Genomic DNA, 16,355 nt, shown 5'->3' on the forward strand with positions numbered 1-16,355 from the left:
CGGGCTCAACGGCCCCGCCGCACGGGCTCCGTCATAGGGAAGCTCAGCGGCCCCGTACGGCCAGCTCTGCGGCGGCCTCGGTCAGGTCCTTGGCGGTGTCGATGGCGCGCCAGTAGGAGCCCTGGGGGAGCGGGTAGCCGGCCAGCCGGCGCTCCCGGGCGAGGCGCGGGAAGGTGGTGCGCTCGTGGTCGCCCCGGGCCGGCAGCAGCTCCCTGAAGGCCGCGGAGAAGACGTAGACGCCCGCGTTGATCAGATACGGGGAGGGCGGGGACTCGATGAAGTCGAGTACGTGCCCGAACGCGTCGGTCTCGACGGCGCCCCAGGGGATGCGCGGGCGGGCCAGTGCGAGGGTGGCCGCGGCGTCGCGCTCTTGGTGGAAGGCGGCCATCTCCCGGAGCGGGAAGCGGGTCCAGATGTCGCCGTTGGTGGCGTACCAGGGCTCGTCCGGGCGGGGGAGAAAACCGGCGGCGTACTTCAGCCCGCCGCCGCGGCCCAGCGGCTCGGTCTCGACAACGGTCGTGACGCGCAAGGGGAGTTGGGTCCGGTCCAGCCAGTCCTGGAGGACCTCGGCGAGATGCCCGCAGGAGATGACGGCGTCGGTGACGCCTTCATCGGCGAGCCAGTTCAGCTGGTGGCCGATGATCGGGGTCCCGGTTCCGGGAATCTCGACCATCGGCTTGGGTCGGTCATCGGTATACGGGCGGAGACGTGAGCCCTGGCCGCCGGCCAGGACCACGGCCTGCGTGGGGTACGAATGCGCGGCGCCTGTCATGGTTCGCACCCTATGCGGTGCGAGCGTGGGTCACTGGGCGGCGGCGACGCCGGAGGCGAAGGAGGTGTCGCAGACCGGACGGGAGAACGCCTGGGCGCGGTGTGCGGCACCGTACTTGGCGACCGCGGCGCGGCCGAGGGCACGGGCGATGGAGGCGCAGTGCTTGGCCAGCGAGGGCCGCGCGGCGGTGGCCTCCTGGAGGTCGGTCAGGGCGGCGCCCGGATCCTTCTCCTGGAGTTCGACGAGGAGGCGGTCACGGAGCACGTCCTGGGCGGCGCGGGGGCCGGCCTGCGTGGAGACCTTCCCGGAGGACGCGGTCAGCATCTGCGATCCGGTGGTCGTCGAGGCCCACGGGACGCGGGTGACCGCGAGCGTCCCGGAGAGGACCAGGACGACGGGGAGGACAAGGGCGAGAGTTCGGCCGATACGGCGGGCTGCGGAGTTCACGGACGTGATGGTAGCGAGGAGTGATGATTTGGCGACATTTCGTCACCTTATCGGGGGACGGAATGGCTCGTCGGTGCGGTTGTGGGGTTGACGCACTGGTACGAAAAGCGTTTTCCGGGGCTGCTGTTACGGGCGCGCGACGGCGTGTCGCGACCCGCTCCGGGGCCGCGGATCCGGGCCGGGCAAGGCCCCGGGCGCCCCGCGGCGGCGCTGCGGGGCGCGCATTACCCCACACCGCCGCCGCGGTAAACCCGGACATGGTCCTGATGGACCTGCCGCGGCCACCGCACCCCGGTGGACGCTGCGGCCGGCCGGTCAGCCGCAGCGCCCAGTCTCCTCCCGGTCCTCTCCTCCCGGTCCCTCCCCGTCCGCTCAGTCGCTCAGCCGCTCGCCCGACGACGTGGAGAACACATGCGTCTCACCCGGCTGCGGCACGACGTGCAACTGGGCGCCCTTCTGCGGAACTTGGCGGCCGTTGACCCGGACCACAAGGTCCTTCACCGACCCGCCGAACTCGGTCGTCCCGTACACATAGCCGTCGGCGCCCAGCTCCTCGACGACATTGACCGTCACCGCCAGTCCGGCCGGCGCGTCCGCGGCCTCCTTGGACAGCGACTCCGCGGCGGCGCCGTTCTGCTCGACGATCTCGAAGTGCTCGGGCCGTACGCCGACCGTCACCGTCGTGTCGCCCTTCGCCGACGCCGCGGCCAGCGCGTCACGGCTGACCGGGACGACGCTGTTGCCGAACTTCACGCCGCCGTCGGTGATCGGCACCTCGACCAGGTTCATGGCCGGCGAGCCGATGAAGCCCGCCACGAAGAGGTTGGCGGGGCGGTCGTACATGTTCCGCGGCGAGTCGACCTGCTGGAGCAGCCCGTCCTTGAGGACGGCGACCCGGTCGCCCATGGTCATGGCCTCGACCTGGTCATGGGTGACGTAGACGGTGGTGATGCCCAGCCGCCGCTGGAGCCCGGCGATCTGCGTACGGGTCTGCACCCGCAGCTTCGCGTCCAGGTTGGACAGCGGCTCGTCCATCAGGAAGACCTGCGGCTCCCGCACGATCGCCCGCCCCATCGCCACCCGCTGCCGCTGACCGCCGGACAGCGCCTTCGGCTTGCGCCCCAGGTACTCCGTCAGGTCCAGGATCTTCGCCGCGTCCTCGACCTTCTGCCGGATCTCGGCCTTCGGCACACCGGCGATCTTGAGCGCGAAGCCCATGTTGTCGGCGACCGTCATGTGCGGATAGAGCGCGTAGTTCTGGAACACCATGGCGATGTCCCGGTCCTTGGGCGGCAGATGCGTGACATCCCGGTCCCCGATGCGGATGGCCCCCTCGTCGACGTCCTCCAGCCCCGCGAGCATCCGCAGCGAGGTGGACTTGCCGCATCCGGAGGGCCCTACGAGAACGAGGAACTCGCCGTCCTCGATGGCGATGTCGAGCTTGTCGACGGCGGGCTTGTCGGAACCCGGGTAGATCCGGGTCGCCTGGTCATACGTGACCGTAGCCATGGTGTGTGTCCCTTCACCGGCAGGAACGTGCCGGACGATCCGAGTAAAGGAGTGTTGTCGCCCACCACTGGGGATCACCACCAGAGAGCGGTGCAGCCCACAGCGCTGAGACTGCACGCGACGCTACCTGGGCCGGTGCCCGCTGTCAGCAGTCCCGCACTCAGCAAATAAGGCGACGGGCATCCGGTCCGCCTGGGTACACTTCTCCCGGTACGCCTCCTTAGCTCAGCTGGCCAGAGCACCGCTCTTGTAAAGCGAAGGTCGTCGGTTCGAATCCGACAGGGGGCTCTGCGTATCAAGCCGCTGACCTGGGGTTTCTCCCCCAGGGAGGCGTCTTACTCGGCCTCGGACTCCCCGTCCGGGGCCGTTTCCGTGCGCGGTGCGTGAGCGGATGGGGTACCAGGGCCGGGCTCGGCTGCGGATTTCCCGGCACCGTCCGGTACGGCTTCGGCCCCGGATTCCTCGCCTTCAGCTCCGGACTCCTCGTCCGCTTCGAGGTCCGCGTCGTTTTCGGCGGACTGTTCCGTCCGGCGTGCGCGAGGGACGAGGCGGGCGGCGGCTTCGGCGATCGCCCGGTCGGTCTCCGGTAGCAGGCTCGTGTACGTGTCCGCCGTGATGGCGATCGAGGAGTGGCCGAGCATCTCCTGGATGTCCTTCAGGTCTGCGCCGGCCGCGTGGGCGAGGGTCGCGGCACCGTGACGCAGATTATGGAGCCGACGTCGTTGCTCGGGAAGGGTGTCGGTGTCGATGCGGCCGATGGCGGCAGGAAAGGCTCCGGCGGAGACGGTGCGGGTAGCGCGGGCGGACTTTCCTTGAGGGCAGCATCCGTGAAGCGCACAGGAAGACCACAGACCCCTCGTATCGCCTGGGCCCGCCGCGCTCTGGCCGGTCTCGAATACTGACATGTCCCACCGGTTTCCAGCGGCGATGGCGCTGTAAACCGGCCATGGGCGTCGGATCTCGAAAGGCATGTGAAGGAGTTTCCGCGATCCCGTGAACGGTTCCTCGGGGCGGCATGTAGGGATATTGGGAACCTCGGCAGAAATTACCGATGGGCCGGGGTCGCCGGGCGGCCGGTCGGCATGGTTGGCTCTCGCGCCAAGCTACGAATGGAAAGGACAGTCATGCGCAACGACTTCACTCCCGTCGAGACCCGAGAGATTTCCGAGGCCGACCTGGACGGCGTTTCCGGCGGCGTTCTCGGCGACATGGTTCAGGACGGCACGTCCGCGATCCCGGGTCTGCCCGGGCTGCCGGGTCTGCCGGGTCTGCCGGGTCTGCCCGGCGGCTCGATCAGCGGTGGCGGCGGCATCCAGGTCACCGGCCCCATCTCGGGCCAGGCCGGCTTTTCCGGCATAGCCGGGCTCTGACGCGCCGGCAGGCCCCGAGAATCCTCTTTGCACTGCTGGCCAATTCGGGGCCTGGCTACTGCGCCCCGTCGATCGCTTGGTGATGCTGTAGGCGAATTCAGGGGCTCGCGTGACGTCGGCCTTCAGGATTCGGTGGTGGTCTTGAAGGCCGACGTTGTCGTTTGGGTAAGTGCGGGTGTTGTTGCAGCTTTTGGGCTCGGCAGAGATTCTGACGGATACGGTGCGGGTGGCTCGGGCGGCGTTCCCGAAGGGGAGTCTGGCGATCCGAGAGGCTGCGGGCTGGCTCAGGCTCCCACGAGGTGGAGGATCTCGCGGCTTGTGGCCTACGCCGATCTCCTGACCAGCAGGTTTCCCGCGGTCTCACGGCGTTGGCACACGGTCCGGTCTCACCAGAAGTGGCACATCCTCAGGACACCCGCTCGGACGGCGCGTGTCCTGTCGCAGTGCATCCGGCAGAGGTGGGCTGCTGACCTGCGAGGTTGCCATGTCGCTTGAGAGCGCCGCCTCTTGGTGTTCTCAAGCGACATGGCTATCACGGATGGATGGCGTCATCGGACTCGGCCAGCGCCCCCAGCGGCCGGTCAGCAACCGCCTTCAGGTGTGACCCGTATTCCACGCCATGAGCAACCCCCAGTAGCTGCGCTACAGCAAGGAGCACGAGTGGCTGTCGGCCGCCGAGGGCGGCGTGGCGACGGCCGGGATCACCGAGCACGCGGCCAACGCGCTCGGCGACGCCGTGTTCGTGCAGCTTCCGGAAGTCGGTGACACGGTGACCGCGGGCGAGACCTGCGGCGAACTGGAGTCGACCAAGGCGGTGAGCGACCTGTACTCCCTGGTGACCGGTGAGGCCGTCGCTGCAAACCAGGACGTCGTCGACGACCCGGCGCGGGTCAACTCCACACCGTTCGAGGGTGGTTGGCTGTTCAAAGTGCGCGCCTCGGAAGAGCCGGGGGACCTGCTCTCCGCCGACGAGTACACCGAGTTCGCCAGCTGACCCCTACCCTCAGCGATGGGAGGAACGGACCGGGAGTATCCCGGCGCCGTGTTCCGGACCTACTCAGCGAATCCCATGGAGCCCGTGTCCTGGCGCGCACATGTGAGGTCCCCTGCGGTACAGGACACGACCTGACCTGGCCAATTCTCGTCGGCCCCCTCGCTCGTGGTGGATGCGTCCACTCGGTCACGCGGCAGGACGACACCGCAACCGTGACCGCGCTCCACCGGCTTCTTGGTGAGTTCTTCGATGCGCGAGAACAACCCGGCGACCTCGGGTGCGTCTTCAGGGACTACGTATTCGCCTCCCAACAGGTGGGGCGACAGGAGCCAGGCGAGGCAGACCGTGTGAGGATCCGGGCTCCCGGCCCCTGTCAGTGCTTGCGCTTGCCGGGCCTGTGGGCCTTCTTGGGGCCTGGTGTGACGTCGGGGGCCCTCTCCGGCTTCTGCTCGGCAAGCTGTGCCGGAGGTGGGGAAGCGGTCTCGTATGACGCCGAGGGGGACGGCGTGGCGGGGCTCGTGCTCGTGGGCGGGTTGGTCTGCCGCCCCTGAGCTGAGTCGGTGCCGGGCGAGAACCACACCATGCCCACCACCAACGCCAGGGTGAAGAGGCCGGCGCCGCCCAGCACGGCCACCAGCGGGGAACGGCGGAGGAAGGGCAGGTGTGCGCGGCGGGTCGCGGCCCGGTGCACGCTCGTCTGCCACTCGGTGTCCGTCACCGGCGCGAAGGCACGGTCGGAGTGGGCGGTGGGAGCGGAGGGGGAGCTTGCAGGGGCGGCGGTCCTTGAGCCGGTGGTGTGCGGCCGGTTCGGGCGGCCGTGATGCTGGTGTTCGCTCGGCAGCGGCTCCCGCGCGCCGCGCCAGGCTCCGCGCCCGAACCAGTCCGCCACCTCCTCAGCCGTGGGTCGGCTCTCGGGCTCCTTGGCCAGCAGGCCGAGCAGATAGCTCTCGAAGGCAGGCGGTAGATCGGCGCCGAGTTGCCGGGGTGGGACCGGGGCGGCATCGAGGTGCTGATGAAGCACCGCGAGCGCACTGTCCGCCCGGAACGGCGGTCGGCCGCTGAGGAGTTGGTAGAGCACGCAGCCCAGGGAGTACACGTCGGATGCCGGGCCGGCGGTGCGGCCCAGGGCCCGCTCGGGCGCGAGGTAAAGGCTGGTGCCGACGATCTGACCGGTGGTGGTGAGCGCGGCACCGGGGTCGTCGAGGAAGCGGGCGATGCCGAAGTCGCCGATTTTCAGGGTGCCTTCGGCGCCCAGCAGGAGGTTGGCCGGCTTGATGTCCCGGTGCACGACGCCCTGACGGTGTGCGGCGGCCAGCCCAAGGGCGGCCTGTGCGGCGATATGGGCCACGTGCTCGGCGGGCAGTGGTCCGGAGACGGTGAGCTGGTCGGCGAGGCTGTCCCCGTCGACGAGCTCCATCACCAGGAACAGACGGTCTTCGTGTTCGCCGAAGTCGAGAACGCCGACCACATGCGGGTGGCTGAGGCGTCCGGCGGTCTGCGCCTCCAGCCGGAAGCGGGAGGGCGCGGTGGGGTCGGAGTCGTGGGGGAGCAGGAGTTTCACGGCAACCGGTCTGCCGAGCGTCTCATCGAAGGCCCGCCAGACCTCTCCCATCGCGCCCCGCCCGACGGTGTCTCGCAGCCGGTATCGGCCCGCTATCAGCACGTGTTCTTCATCCTCATGCCCAAAGACGTCTTGATCGCCGCAAGCCATGACTCACCGTGGGGCGCGGATCAAGGTGCGGGGTGCCGCAGCGGCCCCAGCGTACCGGCCCTGCAACCGTGTCTTTCCGGGCAGCGCAGAGCCCGGCTGCTACGGGTAGCCCCGCCGGAGGACGAGGATGCGTGCATGGTCAGCGGCTGAGTCGTGACGGCTTCAAGTCGCTCTCTTCACAAGAGCGCTGGATTGGTGACCATCTCCCGCCATCAGTGACATTCCAGGGGCACAGCGCGCAGGAAGGAGTGACCCGATCACGAGGGTCGAGGCGCGCGCTCTCCTGGAGGGGGGCAAGCGGGCGCCGACCGCAGGAGCGGGCTGGTTCCCCCCCGTGCTGGCCCGCTCCTGCGCGCATACGGCAGTCCGGGCGCCCCTCGTGGCAGTGGCCCGCGGGCTGTCGTCATCAGTGAATCCCTCAAAGGCCGTCGTCGGGTAACACCGCTGGCATTCTTCGGTACAGCGGGCCCGCAGAAAGTGGATGAGGTCGTCAGAAGAAGCGGATGCTGTCATGCAGAGCGCCGACGATGTTCGTCGCGGGACACGGGTGTCGGTGCTGGCTCCGCGCTCGGCGCCACTTGGCACCCCGGAGTTCCGAAATCCGGGTTCTCACGGCCCAACAACCAACACCTTGAACTCAAGGGCCCCAAAGCGAGCGCACTCGGGTCATTACCTCATGCCGGTCTTTTCAGCCAATCGATGAGCCGAGCCCACCAGCCGCCCCTCGATCGACCTGGTGGACTCCCGGGGTACCCAGGAGCGTGTGTGCGTCGCGACGCCCCGCCCTGTCGGGCTGGCACCGATTCCGATCGAGTCGTGGCCTCCACTGTGCGTTCACGCTTGCGTTCCGCGGGCTCACACATGCACTGCTGAGCTGTTGGCACACCCATGAGCACTTGGTCCACATGCCTTCCGCAGCCCTCATAGGTCAACTTCCGACACGACCGACAGACAGCACGTTGACACATGATTGCCCTCCCTTGGCTCTTCGTTCGATATCCACGATATTCACGCCATCACCACAAGGAACTCCAGAATTCGCACCCCCTCCATAAACAGTTGACTTGCGCCAGCGCGGGCCGCGATCACGCAGTCGAATCACGATTCAGGCAGCCTCGCCGGCGATCGCAGATATCCGGACATGAGAGGCAGGCACCGCAAATCCGTCGCGGAGAGTATCTCACCAAGTAGTGCCAAGTGGCCTGTTTGGAAAAACTCCCTGAGTTGCTCGGAACACCGAAACAATGGTTGCATCGCGGCCGATCAAGGGATGGAGGCACAGCGCCTTATTGTCACTGCCCGTCACCGCATTGCTTTTCAGACCGTCGACCGGGCATAGCGAGGGCAGGAATCGAGAACGGCAACCGCTCTCCCCGAACGGGTGGTGCGCCGGTCAGGAAGGAGCAACGTGGGTTGCTCTCACGCCGCAGGATGCCCCCTTTTCCCCCTGTTGAGGGCGAGCCTGCAAGGGTGGCGCGAATACTACTGCGACAGCGCGGATCGATGGCTCGGCTGTGCGCGCTACCAGATGTCACTCACCGGCGAGCGCGTGCCGATCAGCCTGCTGCCCAACGGAGCCCGCGCGCGACACCTCGAAGCCCCGGCCGAGGTGGACCGATCCGGCGCCACCGGCCCGGCGGCGGTCCCCCGACAGCCCCCGCCGCCACGGCCCGCTCCGGGGTCACCGGAGACCGCGTCCCGGCCCCAGCCAGCACCGACCCGGCCACATGAGCACTCAGGACCTGGAACCGCGATACCGGAGGCCATGGCCCAGTTCGGGGCAACACCTCCACCAGCGGCTGTCCGGCAAGACCAACCGTCACCGTCCCCACAGGTTGCCCGGCCTTCAGACAGCCTCGCTCGACACACACAGCAAGCGCCCGGCTCAAAGCGCGGCTGGTGGGCTCGATTTGCCGATTGGATGAGAGGACCCGCATGAGTACCTACTGGCCCTGGTGGGCGGGCGCTATCGGGCTCGCTCTGGTCACCATCAACCACACCCTCATCACCGATCGGTCTCTCGGGGTGTCGGCCGCGTGGGATCGCGTGTTGCACTGGCGTCGCGAACGCCGACTCGAGCGGATGGACGAGGAGTTCACCGACGATCAAGCTCTCGCTGAGGCGCTTGCCGCGGCTACAGCGGAGCACTTCGGCACCGGCACCGACGCGTCCAACGTGCCGCAGGTTCCGTACGGGGAGTCGCAGCCGCTCGAAGCCGACGCCGAATCGACAGCGAGTGAACGCCCGGCGGCCACGAGCGTGCGCCCGGCCCCGCTGGTCACTCAGGCTGCCCTGCTGATGTCGATCTTCCTCGGTGGGTTCATCGCCGCGGTCACCTCCGGGCGGTTCCACCTCCGCTACGACATGGGCCCGGGTTTTCGGAACCTGGTCACCGCCGATCCGACCACCATGATCGCCGTGCTGTTCGTGGGAGGCGTGCTGGTCGGCTTCGGCACGCGGCTGGCCGGTGGGTGCAGCTCCGGCCACGGACTCAGCGGCTGCGGCCGCCTACGCCCGGTCAGCATCGTTGCGACCGCCGTGTTCTTCGGCACCGCCGTCGCGGTGTCGTTCCTCCTGTGGAAGGTGATCTGATGCGCACCCGGGGCGCGATTCTGCTGGCCACGATCATCACCGGACTGGCCCTCGGTTATACCGTCACCAACATCGGCTTCGGCGACTACGCCGAGCTGAACCGCATGTTCACCTTCCAGGACCTGCGCATGTTCCTCTCCTTCGCGGGTGCGGTGGGGATCATCGTGTGCGCGTTCGCTCTGCTGCGGGTCCGCCGCACCCCAGGGCGCATCCACGCCGGCGTGATCCCCGGCGCGGTGTTGTTCGGTACGGGCTGGGCGATCTCAGGTGGGTGCCCGGCAATCCCGATCATCCAGGTCGCCAGCGGATACCTGCCTGCCCTGATCACAATCGTCGGCGTCATCGTCGGTATCCGGCTGTGCCGCTGGGCCAACGCCCGATACTTCCACCTCGACCGCGGCTCCTGCGGGCTGTAACCAAGCACGCCCACCGACACGAGCCATGAAGGTTGGGGCTCTCGCTTTGACTGTCTCCCCGACGGCCTGCGGCAGCCCATGCACACCTGGGACTGGGCGACGCAGAGCCCGGCCGTCATGGGAGCCCCACCAGAGGACGGAGAAGCGTGCATGGTCAGCGGCTGAGTCGTGACGGCTTCATCAGGACCGGCTGGGCACCTGGGGCGTGAGCAGTTCCAGCGCCTCCTCCCAACGGAAGCGGTCGGCACCGCCGCCGGCCTTGGGCCGGTGAGGCTCCTACGCCCCGATCAGGCCGCCCATCTCGTGCAGCCGGTCCAAGCTCTGCGGTACGCGGGGTGGGGGGTGGGCGGCCTGGGCCGCGTTCAGGTACGGCAGGACCGCTGTGGGAATGCCGAAGCCGTACGCCTCGCACAGGTTGCCCAGGGCCAGGGCCGACTCGCTCGCCAGAGTTGCCGAGTCGAAGGGGCTGAGTCAGGGATGGACGGCGTCCGAGGGGCTTTCGAGGTCGGCGTGAGCGGCGTCGAGCGCACGGCGAGCCGGTGATTGCTGGCCGCTTGTTGCCAGGGCCCGGGCCTGCATGGCATGGAGCCGGGCGGTGAGCGAGGCGATCCGAGGTCCCTTCTCCGCGAGGGACAAGCCCAGTTGTGCCCAATGTGCGGCGGCAGCCGGGTCGCCGGTGTGGAGGGCGAGGTGGCTTCTGCTCGCGGCGATGTTGGCGGTCAGGGGTAAGTCGCCCGAGGTGCGCGCCAGTGGAAGGGCTCGGGCGAAGTGCTGGACTCCCAGGTCGTCACGGCCTGAGTCGTGGGCCATCCATCCCGCCATCTCCGTCAGAACTGCCGCGGTCGCGAAGACCTGGAGTCCGCTGGTTGTGTCGACCAGGCGTGGCGCCACCTTGTCGCCGAGGTGCCGCACGACCGCTCCGTGCAGCCGGCCTCCTCCGGTTTGGCGGTCGGCGCTACGAAAGGCATGCATGGCCGCCAGATCGTCGCCGTCAATGCGAAGTGGCCCGCCCGTGTAAAGCGAAGGTCGTCGGTTCGAATCCGACAGGGGGCTCTGAGAAGTCCAGGTCAGATAGCCGCTGACCTGGACTCTTTCTATGCCCGGACAGACCGGGGGCGGAACTCGATGATCTTCGCGCCGTCCTGCGTGCCCGTTGTGTGCCCATCGGTCGAAGTGAACGCCCCGCCGTCGGCAATGGAGACGGGGCGACCGGCTTCTTGACGGGCTTGCCTGCCCCACCGCGAGGAATCAGGGCGGTGGTCGCCTCGGCGGCATCGCGTGCCGCCTTCGGCATGACCGACTGAATAGCCGGCCCGAGTGAGGATGACGTCGGTGGTGGGGAACGTGAGCTGGGCCGGCGCGTGGAACGTGGCGGTGCCGGATAGGGGCCGGCCGTCAGGGGCGGGGAATCGCGCGGTAATGGTGACGGTGGGGATGCCGGCGGGCACCACAGAGGTTCCTCACGTTTCTCATGGTGCGGTGGGTCGTTGAACGGGCTGAGGTACACCGAGGCAGCTGGGCCTCGGTGGGAAGAAGGGAACGTAACTGTGCGTCGAATGAGTGCCGCGGTGGCCGTGGCCACAGGCATTGCCATGAGTGGTGTGTTCACGGTCGTGGCTGCCCAAGCGGCCTCTGCGGCCGATTCCGACGGGCCCATCCCCTATGCCGACTGCATGAAGGACATGAAGACCCAGCACGGGACGAAGAATTCGCCCGCGATCGTATGCGATGCGATGGCGAAGCAGGGGTGGATTCAGGATCCGAAGGGCTGACTTTGCTCGCCTGCTGCTGAGCCGCCCCGTCGGGGCGGGCCGTTGGTGTTGGCACCCCACATGCCGTGACTCCACCCAACCGTGGCGTCGGCGCCAGCTGTGCGGCGAGCCTGAATGATCAAGCCAGGGACCTCGCCGTGCGAAAGGCCGTGGACGCTGGGGGTGATGCGCTGTGAGGCGTGGGCCTTTTTGCCGTGGCGGTGATGGTGTTGCCGAGCGGTGTGAGGGTGCCTCCGCGGTTGAGCATGAGGCGGCTTCGGCGGTGCTGTTGGCCGGTGTCCGGTTGGACCACTGGGCGGCGAGTGCGGCGTGCCGGGGCCGGATGGTCCTGGCTCATGCGCGTGCGTCGAGCGGTGCGACGACGGGGGCGCCGAGGATGATGCCGGCGTCGGGGAAGGCGATCTGCCCTGGGGCGCGGAAGGTGACGGTGCCGGACAGGGGGCGACGGGCGGGGCTCGAAGACCGGGCCCTTACGGCGATGCGGTTACGGCGATGCGGTTACGGCGATGGTGGGGATGCTGCTGGGCAGGCCGGCGGAGTGCGCTGGGGGGACGTGTTCGGTCAGTGGGGCCACTTCTCCGGGGTGCTGCTGGTGATCACATGGCAGACGGCGGGCTTGCCGGGGCCGGGGGATTTTCCTGAGGCGACGACTCGGATGCCGTCCAGCAGGATGCGGCAGGAGGCGATCCCGTCCCCGGTCGGGGTGACCTCGACGCGCGCCTCTTTGCCGGTGCTGACGACGACCGTCGTGCTCCAGGGCAGCTTGGTGGAGCCCAGCCGCTCGTCCTTGTAGTCGGGCTTGGACGTGTGGGGGTTGTGCCGGTAGCTGAGGGCGGCGGCCCGCGGTTCGCCGCTGGACGACGTGGCCTCGTACGTGAGGGACCAGGCGTTCTCGCCTCGCCACTTCTTGAGCTCGGTCACGTGGTTCTTGGCCCACAGCATCCCGCCGAGGACGAGGGCTCCGATTGCCACGAAGGCGATCACGAAAAGGACGTCACCCCGGACGCGGCGCGACGACTGGTGTGGGGGTGCCATGGTGACCTCGGCCCGTCTCTGTGTCCGGCCGCGCTGCAGGGTGCTGCCTGCGCTGCCGCACGCGGCTTCTTCGCTTGCCACGCCACCGTACTCATGGTGAGCAAGGTCCGTAGTCGACCCGCTGGCCGATCTCCGTCTCCGCCTCCGGTCGCATCTGTTCGCTTCGGAGGGCGGCCTAAAGGATGAGTGGCGGAGGTCGGCTGCGGTCCCGGACCGATGTCTGGGGCTATTCGTGTCGGTGTGTGTGGGTAAGCGGGGCGGCGTAAGTTCGGCGGCATGGTTAGTGCGATGGCGCAGGATGACTATGCGCGGCGGATGGAGCGGGCGGGGCTGGCGGCGGCGCAGGCCGGGCTGGCCGGGCTGATCGTGGCGCCGGGGCCGGATCTGGTGTGGCTGTGCGGGTACCGGCCGACGGCGGTGACCGAGCGGTTGACCGCGCTGGTGATCGAGCCGGGGCGGGCGGCGCGGCTGCTGGTGCCCGTATTGGAGCGGCCGGACGCGGAGCGTGCGCCGGGGGCCGGGGCGCTGGAGGTGGCGGGCTGGTCCGACGGGGCGGATCCGTATGTGGAGCTGGGCAAGTGGCTTGCGCCGCACCGGCGTTACGGGGTGTCGGACGGGATGTGGGCGCTGCATCTGCTGGGGCTGCAACGGACGGTGCCGGGGGGCGGGTATGCCGCGCTGACCGAGGCGGTGCCGATGCTGCGGGCGGTCAAGGACGCGTACGAGGTGGCGCGGCTGGCGGCGGCGGGGGCGGCGGCCGATGCGACGTACGAGGACATTCTGGGTGTGCGCTTCGGTGGGCGGCGGGAGTCCGACGTGGCGGCGGATCTGGCGCGGCTGCTGGTGGAGCACGGGCACAGCCAGGTGGACTTCACGGTCGTCGGTTCGGGCCCCAACGGGGCCAACCCGCATCACGAGGCGGGGGATCGGGTCATCGAGGACGGCGACATGGTCGTACTCGACTTCGGGGGGCTGAAGGACGGGTACGGGTCGGACACGACGCGGACCGTGCATGTCGGGGAGCCGGGTGCCGAGGAGCGCAAGGTGCACGGGATCGTGCGGGAGGCGCAGCAGGCGGCGTTCGAGGCGGTGCGGCCCGGTATCGCCTGCCAGGAGATCGACCGGGTGGCCAGGAGAGTCATCAAGGCGGCGGGGTACGGGGAGTACTTCATCCACCGGACCGGGCACGGGATCGGGGTGACCACGCACGAGCCGCCCTACATGGTGGAGGGCGAGCATCTTCCGCTGGTGCCGGGCATGTGCTTCTCGATCGAGCCGGGGATCTACCTGCCGGGGCGGTTCGGGGTGCGGATCGAGGACATCGTGGTGTGCACGGAGTCGGGTGGGCTGCGGCTGAACGGGACGGAGCGGGCGCTGGCGGTGGTGGCGTAGGGGCACCCCCTCGGGGCGCCGACCGTTCCGAGGGGCGCCGGTGCCCCTCATGGGATCAGTACGACCTTGCCCATCGTGCCGCGGGTTTCGAGGGCGCGGTGTGCGGTCGCGGCCTCGGAGAGGCGGAAGCGGTGGATCGTGGGGACGAGGCGGCCGGCCGCGGCCTCCGCCAGGGCGGCGGTTTCCAGGGTGCGGAGGGGGTTGTCGCCGCCGGCCTTCGCCAGCATCGGGGGGCCGAGGACGGATGCGGACGTGATGCCGCGGGCGGCCAGTTCGCGGTCCGCGAATTCCAGTGGGCCGCCGGAGGACCAGCCGAAGACGAGGTGACGCCCTCCGGGGGCGAGGAGGTCCACGGCGGCGCGGCCGGGGGTGCCGCCGACGGAGTCGAAGACGAGGGTGGCGCCGGGTGCGCCGCGGCCGTCGAGGAAACGGCGGGCGAGGGAGGGCCAGTTGGGGTCCGTGTAGTCGAGGGCGAGGTCGGCGCCCAGGTCGTGGACGTGCGCGACCTTCGCCGGACCGCCGGCCAGGCCGATGGCCGTGGCGCCGGTGTTCCTGACGTGCTGGACGAGCAGCGAGCCGATGCCGCCGGCGGCTGCCGGGATGAGGGCGATGTCGTCGGGGGTGAGAGCGGCGAAGAGCAGAATGCCCATGGTGGTGCGGCCGGTGCCGATCATGGCGACGGCCTGGGCGGGGTCCAGGCACTCGGGGATCGGGTGCAGCCGGTCGGCGGCGGTGACGGCCAGTTCGGCGTAGCCGCCGGGGACCATGCCGAGGTGGGCGACGACGTGCCGGCCGAGCCAGCTGGGGTCGGTGCCCTCGCCGAGGGCGTCGACCGTACCGGCGACCTCCCGGCCCGGCACGGTCGGGAGGTCGGGGAGCGGTACCGAGCCACCGGGCCGGCCGCTGCGGAGGGTCGTGTCCAGGAGGTGAACTCCGGCCGCCGCCACGGCGATACGGACCTCGCCGGGCCCTGGGACGGGGTCGCCGACGGTCTCGTGGCGGAGGTTGTCCGCGGGGCCGAAGGCGTGCAGCCGTATTGCGCGCATGACGGGTCGTCTCCTTGAGGAGGGGGCGGCAGTTGGTGGTTGCCTGGCGGTTTGCCGTGGCGGTGGAGGTGGTCAACTGCCGTCACCCTGCTACCTCAAGCTTGATTGAGGTCAAGAGCTGCCCGTGGGACGGGCGCCTGAGGGGATGGACGCCTGATCGTTGCGAGGGGTGCCTGACCCGCGGGTGCGGGGGCGCGGGCCGGTGGCCAGGGCGAGCGTGACGGCCTCCAGGGCGCTGGTGAACGAGACCTCGGAGAGCACGCCGGGTGCCGCGACCTGGTCGCCCGCCAGGTAGACGCCGTCGCCGCGGTCGATCGCCGGGCGGTCGCGCCAGGTCGTGCCAGGGAGGTCCACCGCTCCCGTACGGCCGGTGGCCAGCGACTCGCGGCGCCAGGTGGTGCGCTCGCGCCAGGCGGGGAAGCCGGCGTCGAGGAGGCGTTCGGCGCGGGCGATCCCGGCGGCGCGGGTCTCGTCCGGGGCGATCCCGAAGTGACCCTGGATGAGCTGTTCGCCGTCCGGCGCCAGGCCGGGATCGGGACCGGTGAACCGCTCGATCCAGCCGGGGAAGTCGAGCCCGGACACCACGAACGGGTCGCCGTGCCGGGTTCGTACGGCGAGGTCGAGCAGCACCGCACGGGCGCTGCTCCAGCGGAGCCGGTCGTCCTGGAGGAGGGCGCGGGCGGCGTCGAGGTGGGTGGCCACGATGACCGGGGTGTCCTCCGGCAGCGTCTCGACCCGGGCGCCGGTCTCGACGCGTACGCCCAGGTCACGGGCGTGCCGCGCCATGAGGTCGATGAGCGTGCCCCAACCGCCGGCGATGTAGTGGGCCTCGGGCGGGAGGCTGGTGTTGCGGCGCAGCCGCTCCTGTACGAACGCGGCGGAGAGCGAGCCGGGGTCGTGGTGGAAGGTGGAGACGCCCACGAAATGGGCCGCGGCGCGGGCGGTCGGCTCGCCGACCCGGCTGCTCGCCCAGCTGAGGAAGTCCTGGTCGACCGGGGCGGTGCGGTGGCGGCGCAGCGTGGTCACCATGCCGAGCGGGGGCAGCCGGTGCAGCCTGCCGTGGTGCAGGAAACGCAGCCGGGTCGCTTCCAGGGCAGGCAGCGGGGCGAGCGGCGGGAGCAGGCCGCGCTTCTTGAGCCAGGACCAGTGGGGGCCGCGGTGGTAGAGGGCGTGCGCGCCCTCGTTGGTGCGGTAGGGGGCGTCGGCGGTGCGGGCACGGCCACCGAGGGTGCGGTGGGCCTCGTAGAGGGTGACGGCGGCACCGGACTCGGCGGCGGAGATGGCCGCGGTGAGGCCGGC

16 protein-coding genes, 1 tRNA gene and 2 pseudogenes are annotated in these 16,355 nt (G+C 69.7%); 7 read left to right on the top strand and 12 right to left on the bottom strand.

All coding sequences use genetic code 11. The annotated features are described in order from the left end of the window. Positions 1-43: 43 nt before the first annotated feature. From IEZ17_RS17300 to IEZ17_RS17310, 3 genes are all read right to left on the bottom strand, one after another. A complete protein-coding gene (locus tag IEZ17_RS17300) occupies positions 44-772 on the bottom strand; it encodes a nucleotidyltransferase family protein (protein WP_189301066.1) in 729 nt (242 codons plus the stop codon). Between the two features lie 30 nt (positions 773-802). Then, the gene (locus IEZ17_RS17305) at positions 803-1,219 is read right to left on the bottom strand and encodes a hypothetical protein (RefSeq protein ID WP_189301068.1); all 417 of its coding nucleotides are present in this window, start codon (positions 1,217-1,219) and stop codon (positions 803-805) included. 372 nt (positions 1,220-1,591) lie between these two features. Then, complete coding sequence (locus tag IEZ17_RS17310; protein ID WP_189301070.1) at positions 1,592-2,728, bottom strand: ABC transporter ATP-binding protein; 1,137 nt, start codon at positions 2,726-2,728, stop codon at positions 1,592-1,594. 214 nt (positions 2,729-2,942) lie between these two features. On the opposite strand from IEZ17_RS17310, the gene IEZ17_RS17315 reads away from it, so the two are divergent. Next, positions 2,943-3,016 (top strand) — tRNA-Thr (locus tag IEZ17_RS17315). 47 nt (positions 3,017-3,063) lie between these two features. Here IEZ17_RS17315 and IEZ17_RS44455 read toward each other — a convergent pair. Then, a complete protein-coding gene (locus IEZ17_RS44455) occupies positions 3,064-3,369 on the bottom strand; it encodes a hypothetical protein (protein ID WP_229852358.1) in 306 nt (101 codons plus the stop codon). Between the two features lie 9 nt (positions 3,370-3,378). After that, positions 3,379-3,699, bottom strand: a pseudogene (locus IEZ17_RS44460) (hypothetical protein); the annotation flags it as partial. Positions 3,700-3,852: 153 nt separating this feature from the next. Between IEZ17_RS44460 and IEZ17_RS17325 the strand changes: the two are divergent. Further along, complete coding sequence (locus IEZ17_RS17325; RefSeq protein WP_189301297.1) at positions 3,853-4,098, top strand: type A2 lantipeptide; 246 nt, start codon at positions 3,853-3,855, stop codon at positions 4,096-4,098. A gap of 637 nt (positions 4,099-4,735) precedes the next feature. After that, the gene (gene gcvH / locus IEZ17_RS17330; protein ID WP_229852354.1) at positions 4,736-5,092 is read left to right on the top strand and encodes a glycine cleavage system protein GcvH; all 357 of its coding nucleotides are present in this window, start codon (positions 4,736-4,738) and stop codon (positions 5,090-5,092) included. Between the two features lie 373 nt (positions 5,093-5,465). Here gcvH and IEZ17_RS17335 read toward each other — a convergent pair whose 3' ends face one another. Both IEZ17_RS17335 and IEZ17_RS45675 read right to left on the bottom strand, forming a co-directional pair. Continuing rightward, positions 5,466-6,755: a serine/threonine-protein kinase gene (locus tag IEZ17_RS17335; protein ID WP_189301072.1), complete on the bottom strand. Its 1,290-nt coding sequence runs from the start codon at positions 6,753-6,755 to the stop codon at positions 5,466-5,468. A gap of 722 nt (positions 6,756-7,477) precedes the next feature. Beyond that, entirely contained in the window at positions 7,478-7,771 is a 294-nt protein-coding gene (locus tag IEZ17_RS45675) for a DUF8730 family Cys-rich protein (RefSeq protein ID WP_506005248.1), read from the bottom strand. Between the two features lie 967 nt (positions 7,772-8,738). Between IEZ17_RS45675 and IEZ17_RS17340 the strand changes: the two genes are divergently transcribed. Further along, on the top strand, positions 8,739-9,395 hold the full coding sequence (locus tag IEZ17_RS17340; protein WP_189301074.1) for a YeeE/YedE family protein: 657 nt from the start codon (positions 8,739-8,741) through the stop codon (positions 9,393-9,395). Next, positions 9,395-9,811: a YeeE/YedE thiosulfate transporter family protein gene (locus IEZ17_RS17345; RefSeq protein WP_189301076.1), complete on the top strand. Its 417-nt coding sequence runs from the start codon at positions 9,395-9,397 to the stop codon at positions 9,809-9,811. Before IEZ17_RS17340 ends, IEZ17_RS17345 begins: the two co-directional genes overlap by 1 nt. 180 nt (positions 9,812-9,991) lie before the next feature. Here the strand turns inward: IEZ17_RS17345 and IEZ17_RS42445 are convergent. Both IEZ17_RS42445 and IEZ17_RS17350 read right to left on the bottom strand, forming a co-directional pair. Further along, positions 9,992-10,240 (bottom strand): annotated as a pseudogene (locus tag IEZ17_RS42445) (flavoprotein); the annotation flags it as partial. Between the two features lie 42 nt (positions 10,241-10,282). Further along, a complete protein-coding gene (locus IEZ17_RS17350; protein WP_229852337.1) occupies positions 10,283-10,783 on the bottom strand; it encodes an NsdA family TPR-like regulatory protein in 501 nt (166 codons plus the stop codon). 584 nt (positions 10,784-11,367) lie between these two features. On the opposite strand from IEZ17_RS17350, the gene IEZ17_RS17355 reads away from it, so the two are divergent. Continuing rightward, a complete protein-coding gene (locus IEZ17_RS17355) occupies positions 11,368-11,583 on the top strand; it encodes a hypothetical protein (protein ID WP_189301079.1) in 216 nt (71 codons plus the stop codon). Positions 11,584-12,144: 561 nt separating this feature from the next. Here IEZ17_RS17355 and IEZ17_RS17360 read toward each other — a convergent pair. Then, on the bottom strand, positions 12,145-12,555 hold the full coding sequence (locus IEZ17_RS17360) for a hypothetical protein (RefSeq protein ID WP_229852338.1): 411 nt from the start codon (positions 12,553-12,555) through the stop codon (positions 12,145-12,147). 351 nt (positions 12,556-12,906) lie between these two features. On the opposite strand from IEZ17_RS17360, the gene IEZ17_RS17365 reads away from it, so the two are divergent. After that, a complete protein-coding gene (locus tag IEZ17_RS17365) occupies positions 12,907-14,010 on the top strand; it encodes an aminopeptidase P family protein (RefSeq protein WP_189301082.1) in 1,104 nt (367 codons plus the stop codon). A 47-nt stretch (positions 14,011-14,057) separates the two neighbouring features. Here the strand turns inward: IEZ17_RS17365 and IEZ17_RS17370 are convergent, their stop codons facing one another. Beyond that, on the bottom strand, positions 14,058-15,056 hold the full coding sequence (locus tag IEZ17_RS17370; RefSeq protein ID WP_189301083.1) for a zinc-binding dehydrogenase: 999 nt from the start codon (positions 15,054-15,056) through the stop codon (positions 14,058-14,060). A gap of 111 nt (positions 15,057-15,167) precedes the next feature. Then, positions 15,168-16,355: NAD(P)-binding protein (locus IEZ17_RS17375; RefSeq protein WP_189301085.1), on the bottom strand; the 1,188-nt coding region annotated here is incomplete at its 5' end.

Source organism: Streptomyces albospinus (assembly GCF_014648695.1).
Classification (GTDB): domain Bacteria; phylum Actinomycetota; class Actinomycetes; order Streptomycetales; family Streptomycetaceae; genus Streptomyces; species Streptomyces albospinus.